This window comes from Anaerotruncus sp. 1XD42-93, assembly GCF_009917605.1.
Taxonomy (GTDB): Bacteria; Bacillota; Clostridia; order Oscillospirales; family Ruminococcaceae; genus Anaerotruncus.
In genome coordinates this window covers 1-26,359 of sequence record NZ_QZEG01000031.1, presented here as the reverse complement: position 1 = coordinate 26,359, position 26,359 = coordinate 1, and the positions used below count along the sequence as shown (strand labels likewise).

29 protein-coding genes and 1 tRNA gene are annotated in these 26,359 nt (G+C 46.5%); 8 read left to right on the top strand and 22 right to left on the bottom strand.

Annotation, left to right across the window (positions count from 1 at the left end; translation table 11 throughout):
• Positions 1–23: 23 nt before the first annotated feature.
• The 9 genes from D5269_RS11415 to D5269_RS11375 form a co-directional block, all read right to left on the bottom strand.
• On the bottom strand, positions 24–881 hold the full coding sequence (locus D5269_RS11415) for a DUF2971 domain-containing protein (RefSeq protein WP_120485575.1): 858 nt from the start codon (positions 879–881) through the stop codon (positions 24–26).
• On the bottom strand, positions 881–2,119 hold the full coding sequence (locus D5269_RS11410) for a restriction endonuclease subunit S (protein WP_120485574.1): 1,239 nt from the start codon (positions 2,117–2,119) through the stop codon (positions 881–883). Before D5269_RS11410 ends, D5269_RS11415 begins: the two co-directional genes overlap by 1 nt.
• A 32-nt stretch (positions 2,120–2,151) precedes the next feature.
• Positions 2,152–3,714, bottom strand: coding sequence for a type I restriction-modification system subunit M (locus D5269_RS11405; protein WP_120485573.1), 1,563 nt, complete (start codon positions 3,712–3,714; stop codon positions 2,152–2,154).
• Positions 3,711–4,304, bottom strand: a complete 594-nt coding sequence (locus D5269_RS11400) for a restriction endonuclease subunit S (protein WP_120485572.1) — start codon at positions 4,302–4,304, stop codon at positions 3,711–3,713. Before D5269_RS11400 ends, D5269_RS11405 begins: the two co-directional genes overlap by 4 nt.
• 483 nt (positions 4,305–4,787) lie before the next feature.
• On the bottom strand, positions 4,788–5,045 hold the full coding sequence (locus tag D5269_RS11395) for a DUF6061 family protein (protein ID WP_120485570.1): 258 nt from the start codon (positions 5,043–5,045) through the stop codon (positions 4,788–4,790).
• Positions 5,046–5,499: 454 nt separating this feature from the next.
• The gene (locus D5269_RS11390; protein WP_120485569.1) at positions 5,500–6,675 is read right to left on the bottom strand and encodes a helicase RepA family protein; all 1,176 of its coding nucleotides are present in this window, start codon (positions 6,673–6,675) and stop codon (positions 5,500–5,502) included.
• A complete protein-coding gene (locus tag D5269_RS11385; protein WP_120485568.1) occupies positions 6,665–7,000 on the bottom strand; it encodes a hypothetical protein in 336 nt (111 codons plus the stop codon). The genes D5269_RS11390 and D5269_RS11385 overlap by 11 nt, the downstream gene beginning before the upstream one ends.
• A gap of 2 nt (positions 7,001–7,002) precedes the next feature.
• Positions 7,003–8,076: a site-specific integrase gene (locus tag D5269_RS11380; RefSeq protein ID WP_120485567.1), complete on the bottom strand. Its 1,074-nt coding sequence runs from the start codon at positions 8,074–8,076 to the stop codon at positions 7,003–7,005.
• A 2-nt stretch (positions 8,077–8,078) separates the two neighbouring features.
• Positions 8,079–8,273: a helix-turn-helix domain-containing protein gene (locus D5269_RS11375; protein WP_016316630.1), complete on the bottom strand. Its 195-nt coding sequence runs from the start codon at positions 8,271–8,273 to the stop codon at positions 8,079–8,081.
• Positions 8,274–8,574: 301 nt separating this feature from the next.
• Here D5269_RS11375 and D5269_RS11370 point away from each other — a divergent pair, with 301 nt between their 5' ends.
• A complete protein-coding gene (locus D5269_RS11370; protein WP_120485566.1) occupies positions 8,575–9,078 on the top strand; it encodes a helix-turn-helix transcriptional regulator in 504 nt (167 codons plus the stop codon).
• Positions 9,079–9,698: 620 nt separating this feature from the next.
• On the opposite strand, the gene D5269_RS11365 is transcribed toward D5269_RS11370, so the two are convergent.
• From D5269_RS11365 to D5269_RS11325, 9 genes are all read right to left on the bottom strand, one after another.
• Positions 9,699–12,401, bottom strand: coding sequence for a restriction endonuclease (locus tag D5269_RS11365; protein ID WP_158604953.1), 2,703 nt, complete (start codon positions 12,399–12,401; stop codon positions 9,699–9,701).
• A gap of 54 nt (positions 12,402–12,455) precedes the next feature.
• Entirely contained in the window at positions 12,456–13,376 is a 921-nt protein-coding gene (locus D5269_RS11360; protein WP_120485564.1) for a BsuBI/PstI family type II restriction endonuclease, read from the bottom strand.
• Positions 13,373–14,860 carry an Eco57I restriction-modification methylase domain-containing protein gene (locus tag D5269_RS11355; protein ID WP_243126807.1) on the bottom strand — a complete coding sequence of 496 codons (1,488 nt, stop codon included), beginning with the start codon at positions 14,858–14,860 and terminating at the stop codon, positions 13,373–13,375. The genes D5269_RS11360 and D5269_RS11355 overlap by 4 nt, the downstream gene beginning before the upstream one ends.
• Positions 14,847–15,059 (bottom strand): helix-turn-helix transcriptional regulator, encoded by a 213-nt coding sequence (locus D5269_RS11350; RefSeq protein WP_108981133.1) that lies wholly within the window; start codon positions 15,057–15,059, stop codon positions 14,847–14,849. Before D5269_RS11350 ends, D5269_RS11355 begins: the two co-directional genes overlap by 14 nt.
• Positions 15,060–15,175: 116 nt before the next feature.
• Complete coding sequence (locus D5269_RS11345; protein WP_120485563.1) at positions 15,176–15,421, bottom strand: DUF6061 family protein; 246 nt, start codon at positions 15,419–15,421, stop codon at positions 15,176–15,178.
• A 589-nt stretch (positions 15,422–16,010) separates the two neighbouring features.
• The gene (locus D5269_RS11340) at positions 16,011–17,195 is read right to left on the bottom strand and encodes a helicase RepA family protein (RefSeq protein ID WP_120485562.1); all 1,185 of its coding nucleotides are present in this window, start codon (positions 17,193–17,195) and stop codon (positions 16,011–16,013) included.
• A complete protein-coding gene (locus D5269_RS11335) occupies positions 17,185–17,520 on the bottom strand; it encodes a hypothetical protein (RefSeq protein ID WP_120485561.1) in 336 nt (111 codons plus the stop codon). The genes D5269_RS11340 and D5269_RS11335 overlap by 11 nt, the downstream gene beginning before the upstream one ends.
• Before the next feature lie 2 nt (positions 17,521–17,522).
• Positions 17,523–18,596: a site-specific integrase gene (locus D5269_RS11330; RefSeq protein WP_120485560.1), complete on the bottom strand. Its 1,074-nt coding sequence runs from the start codon at positions 18,594–18,596 to the stop codon at positions 17,523–17,525.
• Positions 18,596–18,793 carry a helix-turn-helix domain-containing protein gene (locus D5269_RS11325; protein ID WP_120485559.1) on the bottom strand — a complete coding sequence of 66 codons (198 nt, stop codon included), beginning with the start codon at positions 18,791–18,793 and terminating at the stop codon, positions 18,596–18,598. Before D5269_RS11325 ends, D5269_RS11330 begins: the two co-directional genes overlap by 1 nt.
• A 304-nt stretch (positions 18,794–19,097) precedes the next feature.
• On the opposite strand from D5269_RS11325, the gene D5269_RS11320 reads away from it, so the two are divergent.
• Positions 19,098–19,586: a helix-turn-helix transcriptional regulator gene (locus D5269_RS11320; protein WP_120485558.1), complete on the top strand. Its 489-nt coding sequence runs from the start codon at positions 19,098–19,100 to the stop codon at positions 19,584–19,586.
• A gap of 197 nt (positions 19,587–19,783) precedes the next feature.
• Here D5269_RS11320 and guaA read toward each other — a convergent pair whose 3' ends face one another.
• On the bottom strand, positions 19,784–21,316 hold the full coding sequence (gene guaA, locus D5269_RS11315) for a glutamine-hydrolyzing GMP synthase (protein WP_120485557.1): 1,533 nt from the start codon (positions 21,314–21,316) through the stop codon (positions 19,784–19,786).
• A 229-nt stretch (positions 21,317–21,545) separates the two neighbouring features.
• On the opposite strand from guaA, the gene D5269_RS11310 reads away from it, so the two are divergent.
• Positions 21,546–21,935: a hypothetical protein gene (locus tag D5269_RS11310; protein WP_147407972.1), complete on the top strand. Its 390-nt coding sequence runs from the start codon at positions 21,546–21,548 to the stop codon at positions 21,933–21,935.
• Between the two features lie 42 nt (positions 21,936–21,977).
• Complete coding sequence (locus D5269_RS11305; protein ID WP_016316626.1) at positions 21,978–22,181, top strand: DUF378 domain-containing protein; 204 nt, start codon at positions 21,978–21,980, stop codon at positions 22,179–22,181.
• 118 nt (positions 22,182–22,299) lie between these two features.
• On the opposite strand, the gene D5269_RS11300 is transcribed toward D5269_RS11305, so the two are convergent.
• Entirely contained in the window at positions 22,300–23,646 is a 1,347-nt protein-coding gene (locus tag D5269_RS11300; protein WP_243126805.1) for an MATE family efflux transporter, read from the bottom strand.
• Between the two features lie 272 nt (positions 23,647–23,918).
• Here D5269_RS11300 and D5269_RS11295 point away from each other — a divergent pair, with 272 nt between their 5' ends.
• The 4 genes from D5269_RS11295 to D5269_RS11280 all read left to right on the top strand — a co-directional run bounded on the left by D5269_RS11295 (position 23,919) and on the right by D5269_RS11280 (position 25,398).
• Positions 23,919–24,326 carry a hypothetical protein gene (locus tag D5269_RS11295; protein WP_166545176.1) on the top strand — a complete coding sequence of 136 codons (408 nt, stop codon included), beginning with the start codon at positions 23,919–23,921 and terminating at the stop codon, positions 24,324–24,326.
• Positions 24,327–24,348: 22 nt separating this feature from the next.
• Positions 24,349–24,873, top strand: coding sequence for a hypothetical protein (locus D5269_RS11290; protein ID WP_120485553.1), 525 nt, complete (start codon positions 24,349–24,351; stop codon positions 24,871–24,873).
• A 13-nt stretch (positions 24,874–24,886) separates the two neighbouring features.
• Positions 24,887–25,102, top strand: a complete 216-nt coding sequence (locus tag D5269_RS11285) for a helix-turn-helix transcriptional regulator (RefSeq protein ID WP_016316621.1) — start codon at positions 24,887–24,889, stop codon at positions 25,100–25,102.
• A 204-nt stretch (positions 25,103–25,306) separates the two neighbouring features.
• Positions 25,307–25,398: transfer RNA gene (locus D5269_RS11280), tRNA-Ser, on the top strand.
• Positions 25,399–25,559: 161 nt separating this feature from the next.
• Here the strand turns inward: D5269_RS11280 and D5269_RS11275 are convergent.
• Entirely contained in the window at positions 25,560–25,868 is a 309-nt protein-coding gene (locus tag D5269_RS11275; RefSeq protein ID WP_016317997.1) for a hypothetical protein, read from the bottom strand.
• A gap of 32 nt (positions 25,869–25,900) precedes the next feature.
• A complete protein-coding gene (locus tag D5269_RS11270; RefSeq protein ID WP_147407971.1) occupies positions 25,901–26,125 on the bottom strand; it encodes a hypothetical protein in 225 nt (74 codons plus the stop codon).
• Positions 26,126–26,359 lie beyond the last annotated feature (234 nt).

Sequence of the window (26,359 nt, the reverse complement as noted above, 5' to 3'; positions counted from 1 at the left end):
ACTTATCTGCTACCCACCATTGATTATGCCAATTTATATTCACATCCTTGGCAGATCGTCTTGATATTCAGTCGATGGGTAAAAATACTTGCGTCTGTTTTTACTTGTCGAGCAATTTCTCGCTCCAATTCTGCATGCAGATCACCTTCAAACAGAGGGCTGGCCGTAATGGTCATTGCATCAATAACTTCATCGGTCAGCGGAATTGCTACGCGCTTTATATTTCTAATATTCTCGAATTCTGCTTTAATACGAATTTCTTTCTCATAAGACCAGGCCATATCTTTTATGTACCCGGTCAATTCGGGAATTCGCACAGCATTTTTAATATTGGTATTTGTTGCGGTACTCCACATTACCTTTTCATTGGCTTTTGTTTCCTGTAGGCTATCTGCATTACAATAGGCAACCGACGATAATTTCAAAGAGGCTCCACTTTCTTCAATAGCAATCGCCCGCCCTGTGGGCTGATAACTTGTCATTGAAATTTCCAGAATTTCTTTTGTGTCTTTAATCCATTTACGAACTACCGTTCTTGGAAGTGCAACTTTTACTCCTTTTTCCCATGGCTGTGCATACATACTCCACATCCCAATGCTTTCTTTATCTTCGCACATAAAGCAACTGAAGAAAAGGTTGCGCCAACGACGAGGATCGCCATTTTTATATTCCAGATTATCGTTCATTCCAGCTGCGTTTCCAAGATGCCAGGTTTTCCCTTGTATCATCTTAATCACATTGGAAACTGTTGTGTAATGATACAAATACGGGCTATTTTTTAATCGACTTGCCATATCGTCTAAATACAATTTCAGCCCTTCTACAGTCTCGATATCAGGAAAGTTCGTAGGAACTTCATTCTTTTTATCTTTACTCTTCATTAGGTTTTAACCCTCACAGTTCCTGTCAACAGAACTTGCATAAGAGCTTTTTTCTTTTCTTTCCAGCACTCCACTTCCTCCGCTAATGCTTGTAGTTTCTTATCATTACAGCGAATAACATTAGAAATTCTTATTTGCTCTTCATAGGATGGGAAAGGAACTTCAAGTTTCAAAAACAAGTTCATAATAATACTTTCTACTGTGGTACCAGTTTTAACATACGCAGAAACCAGTTCTTTTTCTTTATACTTCAGGTACGAGAGTAGATAGTAGTAATCAATTCCTTCTTTTGGAATCAATGCTTTAATATCCTGGTTAATTGCCATATCCTCGCTAATATATGCAACTGGAATACTGTGTTTTAAAATACCACTTCTCGTAACTAAAAGCAGTGAATATGCGGGAGCAATTGCTGTCGTATATTCCGCTATCGCTTTATGTGTAATTTTATAGGTTGTGTCCTGTATATGCGTTTCTTTCACTTCTTGCGACGAAACCCACTTAATGGTACCATGATCCCAATAATCATTGTTGCGTTTGTCAGGCGTTCCCCCACTAAACCACTTTCCGCAATTTTTCAGAGGTATTTTCGTATGTTGTACTCCTGAAAGTTTATAAACAAATTCTAACAACCACTGATTTTTCTTCTCTTCTTCCGCAATGAGCTGCTGTTTCAGTTCAATGACCTTATCACACTGTGCGAGAATTTTGGCAATCTGTTTTTGCTCATCTATCGGAGGTACTGGAACCATGCAACTATAAAAATCTTTTCCTGTTAGATTCAATAGTCCATCATCTCGCACACCACGATTGATCCTAGAATAGAGTTGTCTGTTCAGGAATCCGCTCAAAAACAACTGCTCATAGTAATCTGCATCCTGTTCTTTAATTCTAAAGCTCTCAAACACATTGGGGACTGCGGCGGACTCCCGATCATTCAAACGGTAAATACAACCTTGGGGAGATGTTTTAGAATTGCCTTTGTTATAAGAAAAATCCCCCTTATGCAGCACAATGTACTTTTCATACTGCTTTCCGGACAACTCTTTACCAAACTTTTCTGCTTGATTGACAAAACCAATTCCAGCAGAAATACTGACTGTCTCATACATATCTTGGCCAGCACGTTCTGTCAGCTCAGTCACAACCTCGTTTAATTTTTTCACCTGCCACTCAGTAGGCAAAATCCCCGCCTCTGTGATATGGTAACCGTTGGGAATTCTTTCTGTATTAACCATTGTTAGGCCTCCACTTCACATACAAAGACATATCAAAGGCCCAATTCTTTCAGATATGCGTCCATTTGTTTCTCAGCCTCTGTAATCTCAGCTTTTAGTCGAGCAATATTGGACTGCACCTGCTGAATATCAATCGGTTCTTCTTCTTCAAAGGCATCCACATAACGGGGAATGTTCAGGTTATACTCATTCTCCCTAATCTCATCCAGCGTTGCCACATGGGCAAATCTATCCTTTTCTGTGCGATCCTGATATGCCTGGATAATTGCGTCAATATGCGTTTGTCCCAACTCGTTTTGATTACTTGCCTTGATATAACGAGGATTACCGTCTTCATCCTTTTTACTAGCATCGATAAAGAGCACATCCGTGTTGGGACGATTCTTCTTAAACACTAGAATGCAAGCCGGAATAGGTGTACCGTAGAACAGGTTTTCAGGCAGACCAATGACGGCATCCAGCAGATTCTCTTCAATCACTTTCTGGCGGATACGACCTTCCGCAGCACCGCGGAACAATACACCGTGGGGAGCAACAGCAGCAATTCTTCCATTCACCGAAAGGCTTGCAATCATGTGGAGCAAGAACGCCCAATCGCCCTTGCTCGCAGGCGGAACGCCCCAATCAAAGCGATGGAATTTATCCAGTGAGGCTTCCATTTTGAACTCCTTTTTGCCTTTGCCGCTGGACTCGCCGCCAGGATTAAACCCAGACGCCCATTTATCCTTAGAAAAAGGCATATTGGCAACAATGGCATCAAAGAGCAGCAGGTTACCATCTGAATCCAGGAAAAGCGGATTTGCCAGAGTATCACCCCAGGCAATTTTTGCATCCCGGATTTCGTGGATATACATATTCATCTTGGCCATTGCAACAGAAGAGCCGTTTACTTCCTGGCCATAGATAGATACTTCCTTGCTGTTTTGCTTCTTGGCAGCTTTGATCAGCAACGAACCAGATCCACAGGTAGGGTCATATACGCGCTCACCAGGCTGAACATCTACAATACGGGCCATAATTTCCGATACAGCTGCCGGGGTATAGAAGGACCCTGCTTTCTTACCCGCCATACTAGCAAACTGACCGATCATGTATTCATAAGCATCGCCAATCACGTCTGCCGGCACCTGGCCTGCTTTCACTTCGATTTCAGAAGGCCGCAGGCTCAGCGATTCAAAGTCCTCCAGCAAATCACGAAGAATTGCTTTTTTATGATCCAGCGTTCCAAGCGCATTTTCACTATTGTAATCTACGGTATTCAAAACGCCTGCCAACTGCTGATTGTTATCTGCCTCAATTTTGCGCATGGCGGCATTGATTAACTGACCGATTTTATCCGAAAATCTTTGGTCGTACAAAGACTGAAACGAACATTCCTCCGCGATAGTGAAAGGCAAGTAGCGCTTCTGCCGTTCCAGACGAATTCCGGTATATTCTTTCTTCAGTTCATCGAGGGCATCTTCATAAGAATCACTCAGATACTTAACGAACATGATTGGCAAAACATAATCCTTATAGTTTGCGGCATCAATGGTGTCCCGCAGTGTATCCGCACCACGCATCAATGCGTTTTCAATATCTTTTTTCGTCGTCATCTGTTGATTCCTCCAATAATATTCTCTAATAAGTTCTCGGTGAGCGTTCGTTCTTCTTCGATTAATTCACGGTATAGGCATTCTCGGCGACGGCTTAGTGTATCGATCATCACTGCTTTTTTTTGAACTTCCAAAGGCGGGATAAAAATGTCCAAGTTTAAAATCGTTTTTATTTTTACAGCTTTTTGAGCCGTCCCACTTTCCAAATCAAGAACACGATCCTGAATACTTTTCTGCGCCAGCCAAAGGCGTAAATATTCTGGCATAATGACCTCTCTATCTTTCACCCGCAACACAGCAAATTGAGAAGGTACCAAAATATTTTCATAGTTATTTTCTACATACACAGGGTACATAGGTGAAAGCAGACGAACCACAACGTCCCCTTTTGAGGTAAACAACGCATTGTCCAAGCTCTCGCAGGCATAAAAGTCCTCTAGATCTGAAACATGGATGCTGCCGGTTCTATCAAATGCTCTAAGCGTGAGGCGCTTATAAGAGCAGTAGATTTCTTCTTGGGTCTTCGCTTCTTTTCTGCTCAAAACTATGCCACCTTGCACTTCCGCAACATCCGAAATTTTAGCAACCATCTTTCTCCCTCCTCAAAAAGAAAGGTGGCCCGCCCATAAACGGGCGGGCCACCTTATCGTGTTTATCGGGTGTGGCTTTCAGGGCAGCAATGCTTGCAACCGTCTACACAGCTGTAGTACTTGCGTGCTTCCTTTACAGCAGCCTGGGAAGTAGCAAAATCCCCCAGGTAGATGCGGTTTTCTGCATCAGGCAACCAGGCGCAATTAGAGCGATGTACCTCATGCTCACCAGTAGGCTGCGCGTACTTGTTTACATAAAAACGCATTAGGCTTGTTCTCCTTTCTTCAAAAGTACAAGCCCGCATTGACATTCTTACGAACATCTGATATCATAAACACGGATATATCTATGATATTTCGCGGGAAGCTCCCGGACACAGTTGCCGCTGTGCCCGGGGGCTCTTCTCTTGTCTGGTACAATCATAGCATATGGCTTTCAGGTTGTCAAGCATTTTTCTGCTATTTCGATGTAATATTCAAATATTACTCAAAATCAACTTCGCTCCGTCTACTATCTGCTGCTACTTTCAGATACCTAACCGGATCACCATCCAAAATCAACTTTGCGTAAGCCAGCGGATCGTTGTAGATCAGCCAGTCCAGTTCTGACCGCTGGTACATGCTGTTTGCCACCTCGCTCTCCACGGCGGTGCAGTCGATGGAGAGCAGCGTCCCGTCCGCCAGACGTAACTCCACACAGGCGGTGTCCAGGTTAAACTCACAGGACAAAATCTTTCTCATACTCGTTACCTCCCAATACTTGAATTTCAGTTGATTTTCCGCAGCGGCACAAGGGCCGTTTCGGTTGTTTTAGATACAGGCAAGCAATGCGTGTGGATAGCCACACACAAATCCGGCAAGCAATGCGAGTGTTAATACACACTCACATTTCCTGCCGTCTGCTTGTTGAGGGCATCGCCCCCAAGCCCCTTCTAAACACAGAATTTCATTCTGTGGCTGCGCGTTCTCCGAACGCTTTTTGCCCCTGTACCCGGTGCCCTGTTTCGGGGCATAGGGTGTCGTGAATCGCGACATCCTATGATACTTTTAGGGTGCCCTAAAATGGGGCATCCTCCTTGAAGATGGGGTGGCAAAATACCACCCCATCTTTTTCTTTCCGCGACGGTGGCGACGGTCGCAACGGTGCTGGGAGTACCCCTCAAAACACCGTCGCGACCGTTGCGAGCGTCGCGCTTTACTTGATTACTTCAAACGCGGGGGCTTCCACCACCATGTAAGTCAGCCGGATGCGCCGCCCGGCGTGCTTGGTTTTGTTCTCGTACCTCACCTGATGCTCTTCCAACAGTCGGCTGGCATTCACATTCAGATGTTTGGTGAGCCGGTTTACCGCCATATCCGTTTGAATCGCTTGGGCCAGCTCGGTGGGACTGCCTTCCCATTCCCGGTTGTCAGCAGACACAATTTTTGCCACGGCTTCCAGCACTGGGTCCGGAGGCTGCTTCCAAAGCTCATTCTCTGCATGGTCGAGACCCCAAACCAGGCTCTCTTGGTCTTTGCTCAGATATAACCGCTGATCCGGCTGGTCTCTGCCTACCACCTCCAGGGTAGCCTTGCTATCCGTTCGCTTCTCCTTCTGCATCAGGAACGCCCCATCCGCACAGCCCAGCAAGCCGGTTGTACCAGAAATCATCTCAAAGCTGTCTCCCGCAGGCTGCTTTCTGGTGTGGTGGACGATCAGGACGCAGACCCCATACCGATCGGCAAATTGCTTCAGCTTGCCGATCACCTCATAGTCGCTGGAGTAGCTGTAACTGTCACACACAGCCTCACGGACTTTTTGTAGGGTATCCACGATAATCAGCTTGGTATCACTGTGTTCCCGAACGAACTTTTCCAGCTGTTCATCCAGGCCACCGCCGATCATTTTGGCGTTGGTGGCGAAGTGGAGGGAACTTGTCCCCTCCACGCCAAACATACGGAACATCCGGCGCTGCAAACGGCTCTCGTCATCTTCCAGAGCAAGATAGAGCACGGTTCCCTGGTGGACTTTGTAGCCCCACAGCTCTTGCCCAGTGCTGACATGGTGGGCGATCTGCGCCACCAAGAAGGACTTACCGATTTTGGGCGCTCCAGCAAGGATGTACGCTCCTGTATAGAGCAGGTTCTCAATCACCGCAGACTTGCCCTCGAACACATTGTCCATCAGCTCGTCTAGAGTCACAGTGTGCAGGTAAGCCGGGGCGCTCATGCGGCGCATTTTCTGGTAAAGTTCCTCCAAATCTCTTTCCGGGGAATTGCTTTTTTCGTCCGGGTCTGGTATAGTGGTCTTGTAATTTTGAGAGATTGACTGCCCATCATCTGCGCCAACAGATGAGCCCTGGGCGGTCATTTTCTTTTTCTCATCGGTCATAGGCAAAGTCCTCCTGCATCCCATTCATAATGGCAGCGATCATCTGGATGGTGTCCAGCAGCTCATCGTTCACGCCCTGTCCAGCTTCAATCTTGCGCAGCTCGTCCAGTACAGCGGCCAGCTGGTCCCGCAGCGCCTTGTAGACCCTGGGGTTTCCCTGGGCCACCACATCCCGGCAAAGCAGCCGCCGGATGATGTAATCCTGCTTGGTCAGGCCGGTGAGCTTCACCGCCGTCTCGATCTGGGCGTCCTCCTCCGGGGAGACCCGGAAAGCCACGGTCTTGTTCCTCCAACGGTTGTGCTTGTCCAAATTCTTTGCTGACATTTTTAATTGCCCCTTTCCATGTTCAATTTGTCTGCCATTTCCGCCTGCTTGGACGGAAACAGGTGTGCGTAGTTGTAAGTGATGTCAATGCTCTCATGGCCCACTCGGTCCGCGATGGCCGTGGCAGAGAACCCCATGTCGATCAGAAGTGAAACCGCGCTGTGACGAATATCGTGGATTCTGATACGCGGTACTCCCGCTTCTTTGGCTCCCCGGTCCATCTCCCGGTGGAGATAACTCTTGGTGACGGTGAACATCCGGTCATCCGTCCCGATGCCGTAAAGCATTTTGATGTAATCCTGGATTTCCTCAGTCAGAAATTGCGGCATGGTGATGACCCGATTGCTCTTTTCCGTCTTGGAGGTAGTAATCAGGTCCTCGCCGTTCAGACGCTGATAGGACTTGTTGATAGACATGGTGCGCTTCTCAAAGTCAAAGTCCGCCGGGGTCAGGGCCAGCAGCTCCCCCTCCCGGATACCGCACCAGTAGAGCATCTCAAAGGCGTAGAAGGATAGCGGCTTGTCCATCATCACCTCGGCAAATTTCAGGTACTGCTCCTTGGTCCAGAACATCATCTCCCGGTTTTTCTTTTTGCCCATGCTGCCCGCCTTCTTGCAGGGATTCTCCCGGAGGTTGTAGTACCGAACCGCGTGGTTGAAGATGGCGCTGAGCTGGTTGTGGACCGTTTTCAGGTACACCGGAGAGTAGGGCTTGCCATTCTCGTCCTTGTGGTTCAGCATCTCGTTCTGCCAGGTGATAATCTGCTGGGCAGTGATGTTACAGATTTTCAGCTTGCCGAAGTAGGGTAGCAGCTTGGTGCGGATGATGTGATCCTTGGTGGCCCAGGTGTTTTCCTTGAGCCGGGTCTTCATATCCGCCGTGTAGAGATCCACGAAGCTCTTAAAGGTCATGTCCAGATCAGCGCTGGTCTTGTTGAGCTGTTCGCGCTCCCAGGCTTGTGCCTCCCGTTTGGTCTTGAAGCCCCGCTTCTGGGTCTGCTTGCGCTCGCCGTTCCAGTCAGTGTAGCGGTAGACCGCCCGCCAGGTGTTTGTCTTTTCTTCCTTATAGACTGCCACGATTAGTCCTCCTTCCCCGTCTTGCCATAGCAAAACTTCTCCATGAAAAAGTTCCGATTGACCCGCCCGGAGATGGTCAGATAGCCCTTCTCACGGAGTTCGGCGTTGAGCTTGTGGATCACCTTGTAGGCGTGGGACTTGGAGATGCCCAGCTCCTGGGCCACTTCCTCCACGCGCATAAAGTTTTGTGCCTGCATTGAAAACACCTTCCTTTCTTCTTTGATGGCTGCTGCGGATGGATATTGTGTTCCATAAATGCCTCCTCACTTTCGTCCGCCACTTTTTCCCGGATGTATAACCAGGGCTTGCGGCAGTTCTTTTTTATTTATCAGTTCTAAGCTATTATGCTTAGTTCATTGTCATTATACTAAGCAAAATAGCTTGTGTCAATCGGAGCACGCAAAATAAATTAAATAAAATTGTTTAAGATTCTCTTGACTTTACTAAGCATTTCTGCTACGCTTTTCCTAAGAACAACTAACGATTGGAGTTGATGATATGGCGATTGGGGAACGGATTCACTTTTTCCGTCTCCTGCGGGGGATGACACAAAAATATCTTGGTATGGCGTTGGGCTTTCCAGAAAAGTCCGCCGATGTGCGCCTTGCTCAGTACGAGACAGGATCAAGAACCCCAAAGACAGACCTTACCGCCGCCTTAGCCCAGGTACTGGATGTCTCTCCCCATGCCCTCTCCGTCCCGGATATAGACTCCTATGTGGGGCTGATGCACACCCTGTTTACCCTGGAGGATAACTACGGGCTCAAGATCAGCGAGATAGATGGAGAAGTCTGCTTGAAGGTTGATGTGCGGAAGAACAAGGACGCCGCTCGACTGCACGAGATGCTCTGTTCCTGGCAGCAGGCCGCTGCCATGCTGGAGGCGGGCGAAATCTCCAAAGAGGATTACGACAAGTGGCGCTACCACTATCCGGAGTTTGACAAAGCCCAGAACTATGTGAAGGTGCCGCCCCAGGACCTCTTTTGCCCCTCTCACTTGTAGGCCACGGGAGAGGCCGTTTGTTGCACAAAATAATAATAAAAACAAAAAGAGAGCTAACTGACTAATCAAAATCAGTTAGCTCTCTTTTTATGAATAATGAAAAAATGTTGCCAAATCGTTGCCACAAAGGGCCTTAACCCCTCAAAAACCCAGTCATATCAGGCTTTTCCGGGCCTCCGAATGTCGTAGGGCAATGTGATTTATTCTGTAAGGGGCAAAGTCGTTTATCCACCCCGGCCCTTGGGCCGGACGCCCCTACTCCATGGTGATATAGCACAAAATGTTCCTAAAATCCTTGTATTAGGCAGGGAAAGGATAGTCCGAAGGACAAAAATAAGACCCCGCATCGTGAGATGCAAGGTCTTATTTTTCTATGTCGGAGGCTAAGTGTTATTGCCCTATACAGGATAAATCACATTGCCCTACGACACCGAAATCATTCCCACTCGCTCCTGTTAGATGTTTTCTAAACAGATTTGCTTATAAGATTTCGCTCAGAGTATTGGTATTCTTTTCATTATTCAGATAGTAGAGGCTATCTGATTTTTTGTTGCCAGAGTGTTGCCAGAGATCATCCTGAATTTTGTCCCCGATGTTTAGTCCTGAAGCCAATAACCTGCCTATGTTTTTGTTAGGTTATTCAAGTATTTAACCCATCTAATTATTGCATTGCCATAACGCTTCTGCGATGCCGGTGTCCATTTTCTAGAGAATTGCTCTTCAAGCAATATACCCATACTCTCGCTTTTGATTTCGGGATGCTCTGCCATTGTCTTTTGTGCAAACTTAATTGTTTCAGTTTCCTTAATATTTTTAAATACCTGCTCAAGATTACATCTGATAACAAAAGCATCACCGTTTTTCGTGATTGCCCCAGCAGCAACTAAAGCCTCAATTGCATTTCTATATCCTTGTGACTTTAAAGCTTCATAGCCAATGCTTTCAGATGCAATCCGATCATATGCGTCAATGACTTTATCAGGAGAGCTTTGTCCCCAAAATAGATTGCTATTTCCCCATTGATATTTACCTCTCCGTGGAGTTCTCTGGGTGTTCAACAAAACTGTCTTGGGATTTGCAGTACTGGCAATAGTCACATGACCTTTGACCTCTTCAAGTAGGCCCAAACGAAGTAACCAGCCATATAATTTACTGCAATACATTTCTTTTGTCTTTTCTTTGATATTGACATCATTATAACTGGATTGAAAGATTTTCTGAAAATAGACATAGTCGAACGATTCTACACCACGCTGTTTTAGCTCGCTATAAATTACATGCTTTTTGAACAATGTCTGTAATTGTAAAACTAAATCTTCTTTTGATTCCGGTATGAGATGAATAGTGTTATTGTTTTTCTGTGCAACACCAAACATCACAGCATCGATCATTATGTTATCCACAGTAGCAGGGCTAACAGACAACTGTTTGCTCAGTTCTGCTGATGTCATATCCCCATGTTCTAACAAACATGTAAAAGCTCTTATATCCGAGCCAAACTGCAACTGCGGTATATAATCTAACAATAATTCCGGCGTTACATGGTTCAAAACATAATCCCTGAAAATATCCCAGTACAGTGTCAATTTCGAAGCTCTTCTGATGACAACCCGCGCATTGATTAGTGCCTGCACCATATCACTTCCATAGGTTTCTGCAATGGCAAAATAGTCAGCAGGAGAAGTTTTTGCAATTTCAAGAACGCAGGCATGTTGATCAGGGGTCAGCTCAGAAATATCGCGTTCAAACAAATCCACAATATTCAATCTTTGACCAATAACATATTCTTGGCTACTTCCTTCATGAATTAACTTAAACACATGAATACACAATTTCTTCAATAGCCAAGGATAGCCTTGGCACTGTTTTGTAAGATAATTTGCCAAGATAGGATTCACTGGTTCTTGCAGCTGTTTTCCAAACAAACCAATAGCACTCTTTATTTCTGAAGGTTTAAACTGCTGTAATTCAAATTCTTTTCGTCTATCCGCAAGATTAGACCACAAATAGTACGCTGGATGCTCTACGGGAATCGTTAAATCTGTTTTCCATGCAAACCCCAAGACCAACTGCCCCTGTAGTGCATCTACTTCGTTACATAAACTTTTCACGCTGTCAAAGAGAGGATACAGTTCTTTTTTCGAAAACAGTTCCTCAAACTGGTCAAAAATAATTACCATTGTTTTTCCCTGTTCTTTCAAATAAGACAGGGTTTTCTGGATGGATTCATTATGAAGAAATTGATTGATAGTCGTAGAAGTCACATTGCGTTGTGTAATATCTGTAAATCCATGTTCGTCAGCCGAATCAAAGCATGCTTTCAATGCCATTTCTGCATATCTGGAAGAAACGGCAGTCCGTACATCTACAGCAAAAACAAAAAATTTTTTGCTGTACTTTCTGTTACTTGAAGCTATGGAAACAGCCTTCAGAACAACAGAACTTTTTCCCATGCCTGAAGGAGCTTTAATTGAGAACAATCGGGTATTTGAGCTTCCTCCATTAACATTTTCCCAAAATTCGAAAATATTAGAAAGAATTTTTTTACGACCCACGAAATCTTCTGGTCTGGCAGGACGGTAGTCTGTCCAGTCATCTCCACTGATGACAGGGACAATATTGTTGTATTCTTCCATTAATACTTCTGAAATTTTAGTGTCAACAGGTTCCTCGCCAAGCCATTGAAAACTGCTAAAACTATTTTTTCGAGTTTTGAGCTCATTTAATTGATCTGTAGACACAATGCGTCGGCCCGTTGTTGCATCAAATGCAAGCACCGATGACGAAAGCCCCACTTCTGAATCTGTAACAGGAACAATCCAATACATTCCTTCGGATGTCAGCATGAGCAGTGCTTCGCTTCCCATTGTAAATCGATCTTTTAATGGCTCACAGATGATATCAACTGATTTGATCAAATGTGAATCAGTTAACAAGTCGATAATTCTGTTTTGAGTGAAGAAAACCAGGCCTTCTCGCTTTGCATTTTCCCACTCAATTCGTATGCCTTCGGCGTCTTTAGACAATCCACCTGTTGTAACTAACCAACATGTTTTTATTCCCTTTAACAAACCATTTCCCAGCAGTTTTGTTATAACATCCGCAGGCAATGCACTATCCCATGCTTTACATTCTACTAAGATAGTTTGCCCTGTGAACTTATGTTGTGCAAGTACATCTATTTCAATTCCAGTAACTCGAACTGTTTGAGTTACTTCGTACTGCTGACATGTTAAGACTTGAGCAACCAATTTTTCGAGGATACCGCCTTTACAGGTTGTTGTCTCTTCTTCTTTGATACAGACCTCTATTTTGGTATTCACAATATCCCTCCTTCGGAATTTGTAGAAAAATCAACTTCATTTATCCATTAAGCATTACTTTCTTGGTCCCAAGAACTTATCCCCATTCAAATGGATCATATGATCCGGCATATCAGCAATCCAAACTTCTGTTTCCCAAGCAAGTGTCTCAGAAAACTTCTTGAATGTCTTGAAATCCAGAAAAGCTGTAACATAGATTTTCCCTGCAGTTACGCCGGTGGTCATTTCTTCGATCTCTTTGATGCGTTTCGGCTCCATCGGCCCAACAGATGTTACCGACTCTATAAAGTACAGCCAGTTCTTTTCCTCTGAGTAGAGGACTACATCTGGCATCTTGTCATGTAATGTAATAGTAAATCCGAGTTCACGAAGCCTGTCCTCGTTCTTTACCAAATCTTTTTCGATGGTATCGCCAACATAGAGGCATTCCGAATTTGGAGCAAAGCGTGGTGCAAATTCCTCGATAATTGCTTTTTGAAGTTGATTATGCTCTCCTGGAGAAAAAGTGAAATCTTCACCGTTGATCTTCACTGGCATTTTGCGTCTGACACGCTTAGAAGCATATAGCTGAACAAGCGTTTCGTGATTAGTTTGAAAAGAAGCAAGCTTGGTTTCCCACCAATCTGTACCAAAGCTCTGTATCAACTTCAGCATTTCATCTGTCAGCCGATAGCGATAATTCGGACTATTGGTAGCCTTGCCATTATCCTCAATAAAAGCTGCATTTCTAAAATGATGCATAGCCTGTTTACGGAATGTCTCTCGACTATTTTCCGCATAAGTAGTCCCATAATTGTTATTGGCAAAAGCAATTACATCGTGAATACGAATCCATTCGTTGGTTGCATCTTGCCATGAAGTTTCCTCTAAGAGTCCTGCCATCGTCAGCAAAACACAACAGCACATAGCATTTTGCTGCTTTGCCGGGACTTGCAAGGCATTTAAGATTTCTTTTGCTTCATCAATTTTACTCATACATAACCTCTCAAAATTCTGTCACAAACAGGTTCCGACATATCGTGTGCAGCTATCAGCTCTTTCCCCATGGCCTCAATGATATCCATGGATGGAACCGGCATAGAGTTCACCTCAGTCGAATTGACCTGCGTTGAACCATTCAAGATCCTATAATAGCAGTCATACAAGGTGGAGTTAAACAAGACATAAAGCCCGTACACAACACACTCCGAAAGATCACACATCCCATCGATAAAATTTATCTTGTTTTGTGTACTGATTTGGGAATACTCAGGATGCTTTTTTGCCAGATAAATACCACATTGAAGCCGCCTATGTTCTTCCTTTGCTGTAAATCGTTTAACAAAAAGATAGTTCTTATTTGGTTGTAATAGTCCCCTCTGCTCAGTAACCAGATACTCGTGTTCCTTCCCTACAGGAAAAACCACTTTGCCATTTTGTATGTGCTGAGAATAGAACAATGGAACAGACTGATCTTCAGCTGCATCTCTCAGTGCTTCTCTGTTTCGGAAATCAACTGTAAGGCCAGTCTTCATTTTTAGACCAATACTTGGCAGGGTGTTTTCCCACTTGTTCAAACTATTAAGTGTCTCTACCTCCTCAGCATTTGCTACCAGATATACATAGAAATCTGGTCCGTTGATAACGGCAGAGTACGGAGCCTCAAAAATTGTCTTTTCTGAAAAGTCCGCATTACTTTGGGTAGTAGTAATCGTGATTGTTTTAGGTTTTAGGTGCGTTTTTTTAAGCTTTATAATGATGGTTTCCTGCAGTACACTTTCTTTTTCAAAGACCTTATCTCGGCTAACAAACAAGTGGATATGCTCCAAAGCCCCTTCGTTTAAAAACTTCTGACGAAATCTTTTGAAATACGCGCCAGAAGTCCAGGAGCGCGGAATAATATAAACCATTTCTCCGTCATCTTTTAAGTTAAACAAACTCATAGAAGCAAAGAGAAAATAGAGATTAGGCGCACCATAGCAAACATCTGGCATCGCCAAAGCTTCTGGGGTATCCTTAGCTATTTTCATATATGGAGGATTTCCAATTATAAAATCAAATTTTTCAGGATTTAAATTTGCACCTAACATTAAGTTGTAGTCATTTGATTGGCTTAAAATGTAGTTATCAGAAACGATCTCGTAAGATATTTCCTGTTGGGCATAACTACACGCTGTCTCTAAATTGGTTCGAAGTAACTCCATTATATTAGGGTCATTCTCATAACAAACCAATCTAATCTCTTTTATCGCTGAAAAGGATTGCAGGCGTTCCAATAGTGCAATTGAAAGAATTCCAGAACCTGCGCCAGGATCGAGAATAGAAAGCGCCTCACACCCATTAGGGATTTCAAACAGTCCAGCCATAAAAATGGCAGTCTCTTTGCTCGTAAAGAACTGACCATATTTCTTGCGCTGACTTTTTGGCATGTGGTCAATATATTCTGTTGTTGCCATAATTGCAAAGTCAAGCATGCTCATTATTTGTAAACTCCATAATTTCATCAATACCGCAGTCTAATGCTACACAAATTTTGTATAGGCTTTCCATTGATACAAATTCATCTTTTCCCATCTTTGCTAAGACATTAAAACTAATACCAGCAGCATCCTTTAAGTCCGAGCGTTTCATCTTTTTATCAATAAGGGTTTTCCAAAGCTTGTCATACGAGACTGGCATCTTAATTTCTCCCATCATATTCGGATGAGTTATTATACCACAAACTACACAATAACTCAAGACATGCTCACGATATGATGAGACCATCTCGGTACAACAGATAACCTTTCTTAGTTTTAATCAAACAAAGGTTTTGCTGTCACAGCCTTTAGATATCGTTCCGGGTCACCGTTCAAAATCAGCTCGGCGTAGGCCAGCGGATCATTATAAATTAGCCAGTCTAGCTCCGACCGCTGGTACATACTGTTTGCTAATTTGTTCTCCACGGCGGTGCAGTCAATGGAGAGCAGCGTTTCATCCGCCAGATGCAGCTCCACACAGGCGGTGTCCAGGTTGAACTCACAGGACAAAATCTTTCTCATAGTCGTTACCTCCTAATGCTTAAATTTCGGTTGATTTTCCGTAGCGGTACAAAGTCCGTTTCGTTAATTTTAGAATCTGGCAAGCAATGCGTGTGGCTATCCACACACAAATCCGGCAAGCAATGCGAGTGTTAATACACACTCACATTTCCTGCCGTCTGCTTGTTGAGGGCAGCGCCCCCAAGCCCCTTTTGAACACAGAATTTCATTCTGTGGCTGCGCGTTCTGCGAACACTTTGAAAGGGTACGCCGAAGCGCCGTCCCCTTTAAGATGCCATGGAACAAATCGTTCCACCCTTACTGCCTGAGGTCTACCGTGAAACACAGTAGCTCTCGCTAGATGCGTGGGCAAAATGTTTTCCCATCGTTCGCTTTTACTCCGCACACTGTATCCTGTTTTGGCGCATCGGGTGTCGTGAAACGCGACATCCTATGGTGATCTTGGGGTGCCCTAAAATGGGGCATCCTCTTGAACAATGGGGTGGCAAAACACCACCTCATATTTTCTTTTCCGCAACGGTGGCGACGGTCGCAACGGTGCTGGGAGTACCCCTCAAAACACCGTCGCGACCGTTGCAAGCGTCGCGCTTTACTTAATTACTTCAACCATAGGTGCTTCTACCATATAAGTCAGCCTGATACGCCTTCCGGCATGCTTGGTTTTGTTTTCGTACTTCACCTGATGTTCTTCCAGCAGGCGACTGGCATTCACATTCAAATGCTTGGTAAGGCGGTTCACTGCCATATTCAACTGGAGGGCTTCGGCAAGCTCTGTAGGGCTGCCTTCCCACTCGCGGTTTTCGTCAGATACCATTTTCGCTACCGCTTCCAGCACCGGGTCCGGAGGCTGCTTCCAAAGCTCATTCTCTGCATGGTCGAGAAGCCATACCAAACGCTCCTGGTCTTTACTTAGATACAGCCGCTGATCCGGCTGATCCCGTCCACTAATTTCCAGTGTAGCCTTTCCGTCAGTTCGTTTTTCTTTCTGCATAATGAGTGCCCCATCTGCACAGCCCGACAGTCCGGTGGTACCGGAAATCTTCTCAAAGCTATCTCCCGCAGGCTGCTTTCTGGTGTGGTGGACAATCAGGATGCAAACTCCATGCCGGTCTGAAAATTGTTTCAGTTTTCCAATCACCTCATAATCGCTGGAATAGCTGTAATTGTCGCTTACCATCTCCCGGACTTTTTGCAGGGTATCCACGATAATCAATTTGGTGTCTCTGTGTTCCCGGACAAACTTTTCAAGTTGTTCATCCAAACCGCTGCCAATCATCTTGGCACTGGTAGCAAAGTGGAGAGAGCTTGTCCCCTCCACACCGAACATGCGGAACATCCTGCGCTGCAAACGGCTTTCGTCATCTTCCAAAGCAAGATAGAGGACTGTTCCTTGATGAACTTTGTAACCCCACAAATCCTGCCCAGTGCTGACATGGTGGGCGATCTGCGCCACCAGAAAAGACTTGCCGATTTTGGGCGCTCCGGCAAGGATATATGCTCCAGTATAGAGCAGGTTTTCAATCACCGCAGACTTTACCTCAAACACATTGTCCATCAGCTCGTCCAGGGTTACAGTGTGCAGGTAAGCTGGGTCGCTCATGCGCTGTATCTTGCGGTACATTTCTTCCAGGCTTTCCTGAGGATTTACAACTTCATCGTTGATTTCTTCCTTGGAAGTGGTTATACTAATGTCAGAGTTTTTAGAGATTGACTGCCCATCGTCTGCGCCAACAGATGAGTCCTGGGTGGTCATTTTCTTTTTTTCATCGATCATAGGCAATATCCTCCCGCATTCCTTTCATAATGGTTGTGATCATCTGAATGGTGTCCAACAGTTCCTCATTTACTCCTTGCCCAGCTTCAATCCGGCGCAGCTCGTCCAGCACAGCAGCCAGCTGATCTCGCAGTGCCTTATAGACTCTTGGATTTCCATGCACCACCACATCCCGGCAGAGCAGCCGACGGATGATATAATCCTGCTTGGTCAGTCCGGTGAGCTTGACTGCTGTTTCAATCTGGGCATCCTCCTCAGGGGAGACCCGGAAAGATACGGCCTTGTTTCTCCAACGATTGTGCTTATCCAAATTTTTTGCTGACATTTTTAATTGCCCCTTTCCATATTCAATTTATCTGCCATTTCCGTTTGTTTGGACGGAAACAGGTGTGCATAATTGTAAGTGATGTCGATGCTCTCATGACCTACCCGATCTGCGATGGCTGTGGCGGAGAACCCCATGTCGATCAAAAGCGAAACTGCGCTGTGACGAATATCGTGGATTCGGATACGCGGGACTCCGGCCTCTTTGGAGCCTCTATCCATCTCCCGGTGGAGATAACTCTTGGTGACGGTGAACATTCGGTCATCTGCTCCAATGCCGTAGAGCATTTTGAGGTAATCCTGAATTTCCTCTGCCAGAAACTGCGGCATAGTGATAATCCGATTACTCTTTTCAGTTTTTGGAGTAGTAATCAAATCCTGTCCATTCAGCCGCTGATAGGATTTGTTGATGGTGACAGTGCGCTTCTCAAAGTCAAAATCTGTCGGGGTCAAAGCCAGAAGTTCTCCCTCTCGGATACCGCACCAGTAAAGCATCTCAAAGGCATAGAAGGATAGCGGTTTATCCATCATCACCTCGGCAAATTTCAAGTACTGCTCCTTGGTCCAGAACATCATCTCTCGGTTTTTCTTTTTCCCCATACTGCCAGCCTTTTTGCAAGGGTTATCACGGAGATTGTAATACCGTACTGCGTGGTTAAAGATGGCACTGAGTTGATTGTGAACCGTCTTAAGGTACACAGGTGAATAGGGCTGTCCCTTTTCATCCTTGTGGTTCAGCATCTCGTTCTGCCAGGTGATGATCTGTTGGGCGGTGATGTTACACATCTTCAGCTTGCCGAAGTAGGGGAGTAGCTTGGTGCGGATAATATGCTCCTTTGTGGCCCAGGTGTTTTCCTTGAGCCGGGTCTTCATATCCGCTGTGTAAAGTTCCACAAAACTTTTGAAATTCATATCAAAATCAGCGCTGGTTTTATGAACCTGTTCACGCTCCCAAGCCTGTGCCTCTCGCTTGGTCTTGAAGCCCCTCTTTTGGGTCTGTTTCCGCTCACCATTCCAATCGGTATAGCGATAAACTGCCCGCCAAGTTCCGGTTTTTTCTTCCTTGTAAACTGCCATTATGATTCCTCCTTTGCTGTTTTGGTATAGTAATACTTCTCCCTGAAGAATTCTCGATTGACACGGCCGGAGATGGTCAGATACCCTTTCTCCTGCAATTCTTCATTAAGCCCATGGATCACCTTGTAGGCGTGGGATTTGGAGATGCCTAATTCCTGAGCAACTTCGTCTGCTCGCATAAAACCCTGTTTCTGCATAAATAAAATACCTTCCTTTCCTTATTGATCGTTTCTGCCTGCTAATTTTGCTTTTCATAAAGACCTCCTCACTCTCTACTGCCACTTTTTTCAGATTTTGCACCCAAGAATTTTGAAAAAAGTTTCTTCAGTTACTTTAACTAAGCAAATATGCTTTGCCTATTGTCATTATACTAAGCATAATAGCTTGTGTCAATCGGCGCACACAAAATAAATTAAATAAAATTGTTTAGTATTCTCTTGACTTTCCTAAGCATTTCTGCTACGCTTTCTATAAAGACAACCAACGATTGGAGTTGATGATATGGCGATTGGTGAACGAATTCACTTTTTCCGTCTCCTACGGGGGATGACACAAAAATATCTCGGCATGTCACTGGGCTTCCCGGAGAAGTCTGCTGATGTGCGCCTTGCACAGTACGAAACAGGATCAAGAACCCCAAAGGCAGACCTGACCGCCGCTTTGGCTGAGGTACTGGATGTCTCGCCCCATGCGCTCTCTGTTCCTGATATAGACTCCTATGTGGGCCTTATGCATACCCTGTTTACCCTTGAGGACAACTACGGGCTCAAGATCAGCGAGATGGATGGAGAAGTATGCTTGAAGGTCGATGTGCGGAAGAACAAGGACGCAGCTCGGCTGCATGAGATGCTCTGTTCCTGGCAGCAGGCCGACGCCATGCTGGAGGCGGGTGAGATCTCCAAAGAGGACTACGACAAGTGGCGCTACCACTACCCGGAGTTTGATAAGACCCAGAACTATGTGAAGGTGCCGCCCCAGGACCTCTTTTGACCCTCTCACTTGTAGGCCACGGGAAAGGCCGTTTGTTGCACAAAATAATAATAAAAAGAAAAAGAGAGCTAACTGACTAATCAAAATCAGTTAGCTCTCTTTTTATGAATAATGAAAAATGTTGCCAAATCGTTGCCACGAAGGGCATCAGGCCTTAGAAAACCCAGTCATTCCGGGCTTTTTCTGGGCTTCTGAAATCATTCCCACTCGATTGTTGCAGGCGGCTTGCTGGTAATGTCATAAACGATTCGGTTGATCCCACGCACTTCGTTAACGATTCGGCGGCTGATGACATCCAGAATCTCATAAGGGATTCTTGCCCAATCAGCAGTCATGAAGTCAGAGGTGGTGACACCACGCAGTGCAAGAGTATAATCATAGGTGCGGCCATCCCCCATGACACCAACCGAACGCATGTTGGTCAAAACAGCGAAATACTGATGGATCTCGTTTGTCAACCCAGCATTGGCGATCTCTTCACGGAAGATCCAATCAGCGTCCTGTAGGATAGCGATCTTTTCGCGGGTGATTTCTCCAAGGATACGGATTGCAAGACCTGGGCCTGGGAAGGGCTGGCGATCGACCAGATAGTCAGGAAGGCCGAGTTCGCGACCAAGTGCGCGGGTTTCATCTTTAAAGAGCAGACGAAGCGGCTCAATAATTTCTTTAAAATCGACATGGTCTGGCAGGCCGCCAACATTGTGATGGCTTTTGATGACAGCAGCCTCTCCGGCACCCGACTCGATCACATCAGGATAGATGGTACCCTGTGCCAGAAAATCCACCTGCCCAATCTTTTTGGCCTCCTCTTCAAATACCCGGATAAACTCTTCGCCGATGATCTTCCGTTTGTGTTCCGGATCGCAGACACCGGAGAGCTTACCAAGAAACCGGTCGCTGGCATCTATACGGACAAAGTTAAGATCCCGTCCTCCGAATGCAGATTCCACCTCATCCCCTTCGTTTTTCCGCATCAGGCCATGGTCGACAAAGATGCAGGTGAGTTGGTTTCCAACCGCTTTGGAAAGCAGTGCGGCAGCGACAGAGGAATCCACACCTCCCGAGAGCGCGAGCAGGACTTTTCCATTCCCGATTTTTTCCCGCAGGGAAGCGATAGCAGTACGTGCATAATCGCCCATCGTCCAGTCTCCTACTGCACCGCAGACTTCATAAAGGAAGTTGCGGAGCATTGCAATCCCATTTTCAGAGTGGAGTACTTCCGGATGGAACTGCAGGCCATAGAGCTTTTTGCTGGGATTTTGCATGGCAGCAGTCGGACAGGCGCTGGTATGTGCAGTGCTGGCAAATCCCTCGGGCAGTCGGTCGATATAGTCAGTGTGGCTCATCCAGGAGATCCCTTCAGCGGGCAGGCCTCGGAAGAGCACACATTCGGTGTTGTAGGCGGTATGTGTTTTGCCGTACTCGCGGGAATCAGGACTGGTAACATGCCCACCCAGTGTATGAGCCATGAGCTGAATACCGTAGCAGATTCCGAGCACTGGTACGCCAGCCTCGAAGAGCGAAGGGTCGACCTGCGGGGCGTTTTCGGCATAGACACTGTTTGGCCCACCGGTAAAGATAATGCCGATCGGCTGTTTCGCAAGAATTTCCGAAAGTGGGGTTTGGTATGGCAGAACCTCGCAGTAAACCGAGCATTCCCGCACGCGGCGCGCGATCAACTGGTTATACTGCCCGCCAAAATCAAGGACGACAACCGTCTGATGGTTCATAAGCACACTCTCTTTTCATCAATAGTCAGGGTAAACTGCACGAAAATACTGCTTTTATTCTGCCATAAAGCCCAATAAAAAACAAGTGCCTCCTGCTGATATTTTTCGATTTTTGGGGAAAACTGCTTTTAAAAGCCTGAGAATCCGTATTCATGATCCATAGGATGTCTATCCTCCGGGGATGAATACAGGCTCTGAATCCGGAACCGGCCGGAAGAAAGGAGGTTTTATGCGTAAACAGGTTGGCGCAGTTCTCGCCGCGTTGGGTTTGATTTTATTTTGCGGACTGAAAGTATCCGCAGCAGATGGGCAAAGGGTGGTGAATTTCCCGGCAGACTCTGGGCTGCACCGCTGGAATCTGGACGAACTGGAACAGGGGATAGGCGGGCGGTTTGATGCAGTTTGCGTTTCCCTTCCGCCCGATGAAAAGACGGCTGTACTCTATCTGGATGGGATTCCACTCGAGCCATACCGGGTCATCACCCGGGAGCAGGCGGGAAGAGTACAGATGTTTGCTGCATCGGATCGGGCAACGGTGCAAGTAGGACTTCTGGCATTTCCAGGTGTGGATATAGCAGAGACTTACCGAATCCGTAGTATAAACCCGCGTTTTTCGTAAACACTTAGGATAAATACCAAATCAAAAAGGAGGCGTATTGTTTTGCTGGATAAAATTGCGTTGCTATTGGCAATCGTTGGGGGGCTGAACTGGGGTCTAATGGGTATCTTTCAGCTCGATGCGGTTGCATGGCTGTTCGGCGGGCAGGGGAGTATCTTCAGCCGGGTCATCTATACACTGGTCGCATTGGGTGCGATCTGGTGTGTATCCCTGTTGTTCCGTCCCGAACCACGGGATAACCGATAGCCATACAGAATAAAAAGGTTAGAGATTCAGGAGAACCCCTCCGATGCAGAAAAATGGGACTGCATTGGAGGGGTTTTCTGGTTGTGTGAAAAACGAGGCAAGGAGAACGGGTGTTTTCTCAGTCGATCAGATGTTTTGAGCGCCATTTTCCACTTTTCCAGCGGAAAAATGAAACCACTCCGCGGAAAATTTCGTCGGAAGCCATGGCAATCCAGACCCCGGGCAAACCCCATCCGAGCACGACGCCAAGCAGATACCCGCCGCCTGCGGCTACGACCCAGACAGTGGTGACATTCAGGCAGATCGGGAACCGGATATCTCCGGCGGTTTGCAGGGAGCGGAAGAGGACAATGTTGGCGGCACGTCCCAATTCCAGGAAAATTTCGATCCCCATGATGGTCTTACACATATCAAGTACCTGCGGATCATTGGTAAATAGCCCGAATAGCGGGCGGCAGAACAGATAAAGGGAAAGGGAGATCACGAATGAAACCCCCATTGCACCCCAGAGAGTCGCGTTAACACGTTTATCAGTTTCCTCGATTCGGCGCGCGCCCATCAGATAGCCGACAATGATCTGGGTTGCCTGCGCAATCGCCGACGCGTAAATATAGGAAAGCATTGCAAACATATTGCAGTAGACGCGGGAGGTGATGACATAGACTGGCAGCGAGTTGCAGACGGTCTGGATGACGATCTGGGTCAGGTTGTAGGAAACACTTTCTCCGCCGGATGGGATGCCGATTTTCAAGAGGCGTTTGAGATGGTCGAAAGGGAAGGGGCGTAGGTGCCGCAATGAGAGCGGGGTGTGGATATGCCTGCGGAAGAGATCAAGAATCAGGAATACGCCAGCCAGGCGGGAGAGGTCACTCGAAACTGCGGCACCCACAATTCCAAGCGCGGGAATCGGTCCGAACCCGTTGATCAGGATGAGGTTGCCGCCGATGTTGATAAAGTTGATGACGATCGAAATAAACATGGTCTGGCGGGTCAGGCCGTTTGCGCGGAAGAACGCCACAAAGGTCAGATGGATTGCCTGAAGCGGCATCCCAAGCCCGATGATGCGCAGATAGGCGCAGGCCTCCTGCATCAGCTGTTCCGGTACCCCCATCAGCCCGAAAATCTGCCGCGGAAAGACAGCCAGTCCAAACCCGATAGCTAGGGAAAAAAGAAAGTTGACCAGCAGGGAAACCGTGTAGGTCTGAGCGACCCGCCCGGTACTGCCGGCTCCGATATACTGAGTGACGAGGATAGTCGCCGCCATACAGATCACCGAGAACGAGATCACCAGCAGAGTGGTAATCACGTTGGCATTGCCGATCGCGGCGACAGCCGTTTCGGAGGTTTTGGCAACCATGATCTGGTCCACATTGCTGACGAGCATCTGTAAAACCAGTTCAACAAAGATTGGCCATGTCAGCCCCACCAGATAGCGGCGGGAATTGATTTTCTGAAAATCGTCCATTGGGCACATCCCCATTCTCAACGAAAAATGTATGCTAGATATTATACAGACTGCACATAAGAAGTCAATGACTTTATTGCAATAAATACAAATCCCTGAAGCGAAATGTTTTGTTGAATTTGTATATGATCGAATAAAGTAAAATATTTAATGATAAACATTAAAAAATAGTTGACAAACATAAATTTAGCGAATAAAATAAGAGAAAAGGAGGGGATACACGCATGGGAATCGAAAAGGTTCAAACGGCAGGCAGGAGGCTAAGCCTCCTGATGAGGGGATTGATGGTTGTATTGGTGGCTGGCGCAGTGATGCAAGTGATGTGGATAGGATGCCTGCTCCGGACTTTCACCGAGTATGGGCTTTTTTCCGCTGCTGAAAGAGTGGTCCGTCTGCTTCTTTGGGCGATGATCTGCCGCAGGGCTGCCGAGCTTTTTCAGACAGCGGGTCAAGGAGAGCCCTTTGTATCGAAAAATGTGGGCAGGCTTCGGAGAATCGCGCTCTGCTTTGTGGGGATGGGATTCCTGCCTGGTCTGGCAGGGAAACTGGCGGTGCTCGGTGCACCGGATAAACCGCTCCTGTCGATAGACTCGTTTCTTTGGGCGGCGCTTATATACGGGCTGTCTGAAATTTTCCGTTATGGGTGCGCCTTGCAGAAGCTGGATGAGGAGACTTTATAGCACTATAGAAAGGGGAATCAAGATGGATCAGAGACTGAACTGGATCAAAAAGAGCAGCGGTGTGATGTATCTGCTGACATGGTTGGTTGAATTGGTTTTGGTTTACGGTTTTTTTACAGCGGCAGTTTCCCTTTTTCTCGCACTGGCAAGGACGCCTGAGTGGGAGTCTGCCCTAGTTGTCACGCTGGGACTGGAAGGGATCGGCTGGTCGCCCGGTTCGATGAGTCCCGCACTGGTGGCCCTGGCTGTTGCTATATTGGTAGACGGGGCAGTACGTCTCTTGCTGTTCGGTTCTGCGCTGTTGATTTTCCGGAATCTGAGTGATGGAGGATCTCCTTTTTCGCCAACGAACACAGCCCATCTCCATAGGATTGCTCTGCTGGTCGCACTCACCGCCTGTACCGATGGACTGCCGGGACTGCTTTCCGGTTGGAGCGGCTTGGAAGGAATCGCAGCGCCGCTTCTGATGGGTGCCGCACTTTACGGATTGGCAGAAATTTTTGCATATGGCAGCCTGTTGCAGCAACAGGCGGACGAAACGTTGTGAGGGGGTGGGCAAGATGGCGATTGTGTTGCGGCTGGACCGTGTGATGGCCGATCGAAAAATTTCCCTGAATGAGCTGGCGGAGCGGGTTGGCATTTCGAATGTCAATCTCTCGAAGATCAAGACCGGGAAGATCAGCGCAATCCGGTTTTCCACCCTCGAAGCGATCTGCCGGGAGATGGACTGCCAACCAGGGGATATTCTGGAGTATCAGCCGGATCCGGAAGAATAAACCCGATCAGCAGAAAAAAGACAGCTTTTGCGAACGATACAGGGTCACTTTTTTGTCCTCCGGACTATCCTTTCCCTGCCTAAGCATTTTCGGAACTTTTTTCACAATTTTACTTGCAATTTGCCAAAAGTGAAATGGAATGAAAAAATTATAAATAACACTTGATTTTTTCGATTTTATGGTATATAATATAAACACTGTTTTGGAGAAGTCGCCTAGCTTGGTTTATGGCGCACGACTGGAACTCGTGTAAGGTCTAACAGCCTTCGAGGGTTCGAATCCCTCCTTCTCCGCCAAAATTTAAAAAACAAAAAACCGTTCAATTACGCTAATCGGCGCATTTGAACGGTTTTTTGTTGCCTTTATTCAGTTTCTAAAATCACTTGATTTTGCCCATTTTTTCACGTGATTCTTCACAGTAAATACACAGCAAATTTTAGCATACTAAATTCAAAGATTACACGCTTTTCACAGCCGCAATTCTTGCCTTGATGTCCCCAACTTGTGCATTCTGCATCTCCCGCATGGCCTGCCAGCAGATTTGCGGCGCACTTCCAGGTGTTTCCGTCTTACCCTCCTTGGCCATACGGTCCATCTCATATTTCACGAGTTTCCGGCTCTCCTCGTAATCCGAGCCAATCCGGCGCTCCGCGCGCGACCGGAATATCCGCGCAGCCTCTTCGTCACCCAACATGGCTGCGCGCTCCGCATACCTGGTCAACATTTCTGCGTCTTTGACATCATCCTTCTCCATCTTCAGTGCCATCTTTACACACTCATTGCTTCCTTCCGCCTTTCTCACGCATTTTTAATCATCCCGAATAGCTTGTCAACATCTGCTTCTGAAAATTTGACCGTCCCAGCCATCGGGATGTTCACAGTAATCAGTCCGGACTGTGCCTGTGCTTTCAGTTCCCTGTGCAGTGTATCTGCATCGATCATCCCTTCAGCATCAATCACGCCCATCGCCTGCATAAGCGGGTGTGATCTCGCCTGCTCATAGAGTTTCAGAGCGCGCTGCAAAATTATACCCGCAGCGGTACCAACCGCCTACTTCTGCCAGCCAGTCATTTTCGTGACGATCTCAGCATCTATATAATTGGCAATCCCATTTTGTACCTGCTCAAGAGATACCACGGTTCATCATCTCCTTACTTAGGTTGTGTCCCTAAAGTCAAGAAATAGCAATCCAAACAAAAACAGCGACAAAATGAACAAGGGAAAGGAAAGATTTAGCAGTTTTCTCATAACGAGTAG

Bases quoted from the DNA above. Each gene is read 5' to 3' on its own strand.
- D5269_RS11415 (WP_120485575.1), bottom strand. From the start codon at position 881: ATGAAGAGTAAAGATAAAAAGAATGAAGTTCCTACGAACTTTCCTGAT.
- D5269_RS11410 (WP_120485574.1), bottom strand. From the start codon at position 2,119: ATGGTTAATACAGAAAGAATTCCCAACGGTTACCATATCACAGAGGCG.
- D5269_RS11405 (WP_120485573.1), bottom strand. From the start codon at position 3,714: ATGACGACGAAAAAAGATATTGAAAACGCATTGATGCGTGGTGCGGAT.
- D5269_RS11400 (WP_120485572.1), bottom strand. From the start codon at position 4,304: ATGGTTGCTAAAATTTCGGATGTTGCGGAAGTGCAAGGTGGCATAGTT.
- D5269_RS11395 (WP_120485570.1), bottom strand. From the start codon at position 5,045: ATGAGAAAGATTTTGTCCTGTGAGTTTAACCTGGACACCGCCTGTGTG.
- D5269_RS11390 (WP_120485569.1), bottom strand. From the start codon at position 6,675: ATGACCGATGAGAAAAAGAAAATGACCGCCCAGGGCTCATCTGTTGGC.
- D5269_RS11385 (WP_120485568.1), bottom strand. From the start codon at position 7,000: ATGTCAGCAAAGAATTTGGACAAGCACAACCGTTGGAGGAACAAGACC.
- D5269_RS11375 (WP_016316630.1), bottom strand. From the start codon at position 8,273: ATGCAGGCACAAAACTTTATGCGCGTGGAGGAAGTGGCCCAGGAGCTG.
- D5269_RS11370 (WP_120485566.1), top strand. From the start codon at position 8,575: ATGGCGATTGGGGAACGGATTCACTTTTTCCGTCTCCTGCGGGGGATG.
- D5269_RS11360 (WP_120485564.1), bottom strand. From the start codon at position 13,376: ATGAGTAAAATTGATGAAGCAAAAGAAATCTTAAATGCCTTGCAAGTC.
- D5269_RS11355 (WP_243126807.1), bottom strand. From the start codon at position 14,860: ATGAGCATGCTTGACTTTGCAATTATGGCAACAACAGAATATATTGAC.
- D5269_RS11350 (WP_108981133.1), bottom strand. From the start codon at position 15,059: ATGCCAGTCTCGTATGACAAGCTTTGGAAAACCCTTATTGATAAAAAG.
- D5269_RS11345 (WP_120485563.1), bottom strand. From the start codon at position 15,421: ATGAGAAAGATTTTGTCCTGTGAGTTCAACCTGGACACCGCCTGTGTG.
- D5269_RS11340 (WP_120485562.1), bottom strand. From the start codon at position 17,195: ATGATCGATGAAAAAAAGAAAATGACCACCCAGGACTCATCTGTTGGC.
- D5269_RS11335 (WP_120485561.1), bottom strand. From the start codon at position 17,520: ATGTCAGCAAAAAATTTGGATAAGCACAATCGTTGGAGAAACAAGGCC.
- D5269_RS11330 (WP_120485560.1), bottom strand. From the start codon at position 18,596: ATGGCAGTTTACAAGGAAGAAAAAACCGGAACTTGGCGGGCAGTTTAT.
- D5269_RS11325 (WP_120485559.1), bottom strand. From the start codon at position 18,793: ATGCAGAAACAGGGTTTTATGCGAGCAGACGAAGTTGCTCAGGAATTA.
- D5269_RS11320 (WP_120485558.1), top strand. From the start codon at position 19,098: ATGGCGATTGGTGAACGAATTCACTTTTTCCGTCTCCTACGGGGGATG.
- guaA (WP_120485557.1), bottom strand. From the start codon at position 21,316: ATGAACCATCAGACGGTTGTCGTCCTTGATTTTGGCGGGCAGTATAAC.
- D5269_RS11310 (WP_147407972.1), top strand. From the start codon at position 21,546: ATGCGTAAACAGGTTGGCGCAGTTCTCGCCGCGTTGGGTTTGATTTTA.
- D5269_RS11300 (WP_243126805.1), bottom strand. From the start codon at position 23,646: ATGGACGATTTTCAGAAAATCAATTCCCGCCGCTATCTGGTGGGGCTG.
- D5269_RS11295 (WP_166545176.1), top strand. From the start codon at position 23,919: ATGAGGGGATTGATGGTTGTATTGGTGGCTGGCGCAGTGATGCAAGTG.
- D5269_RS11290 (WP_120485553.1), top strand. From the start codon at position 24,349: ATGGATCAGAGACTGAACTGGATCAAAAAGAGCAGCGGTGTGATGTAT.
- D5269_RS11285 (WP_016316621.1), top strand. From the start codon at position 24,887: ATGGCGATTGTGTTGCGGCTGGACCGTGTGATGGCCGATCGAAAAATT.
- D5269_RS11275 (WP_016317997.1), bottom strand. From the start codon at position 25,868: ATGGCACTGAAGATGGAGAAGGATGATGTCAAAGACGCAGAAATGTTG.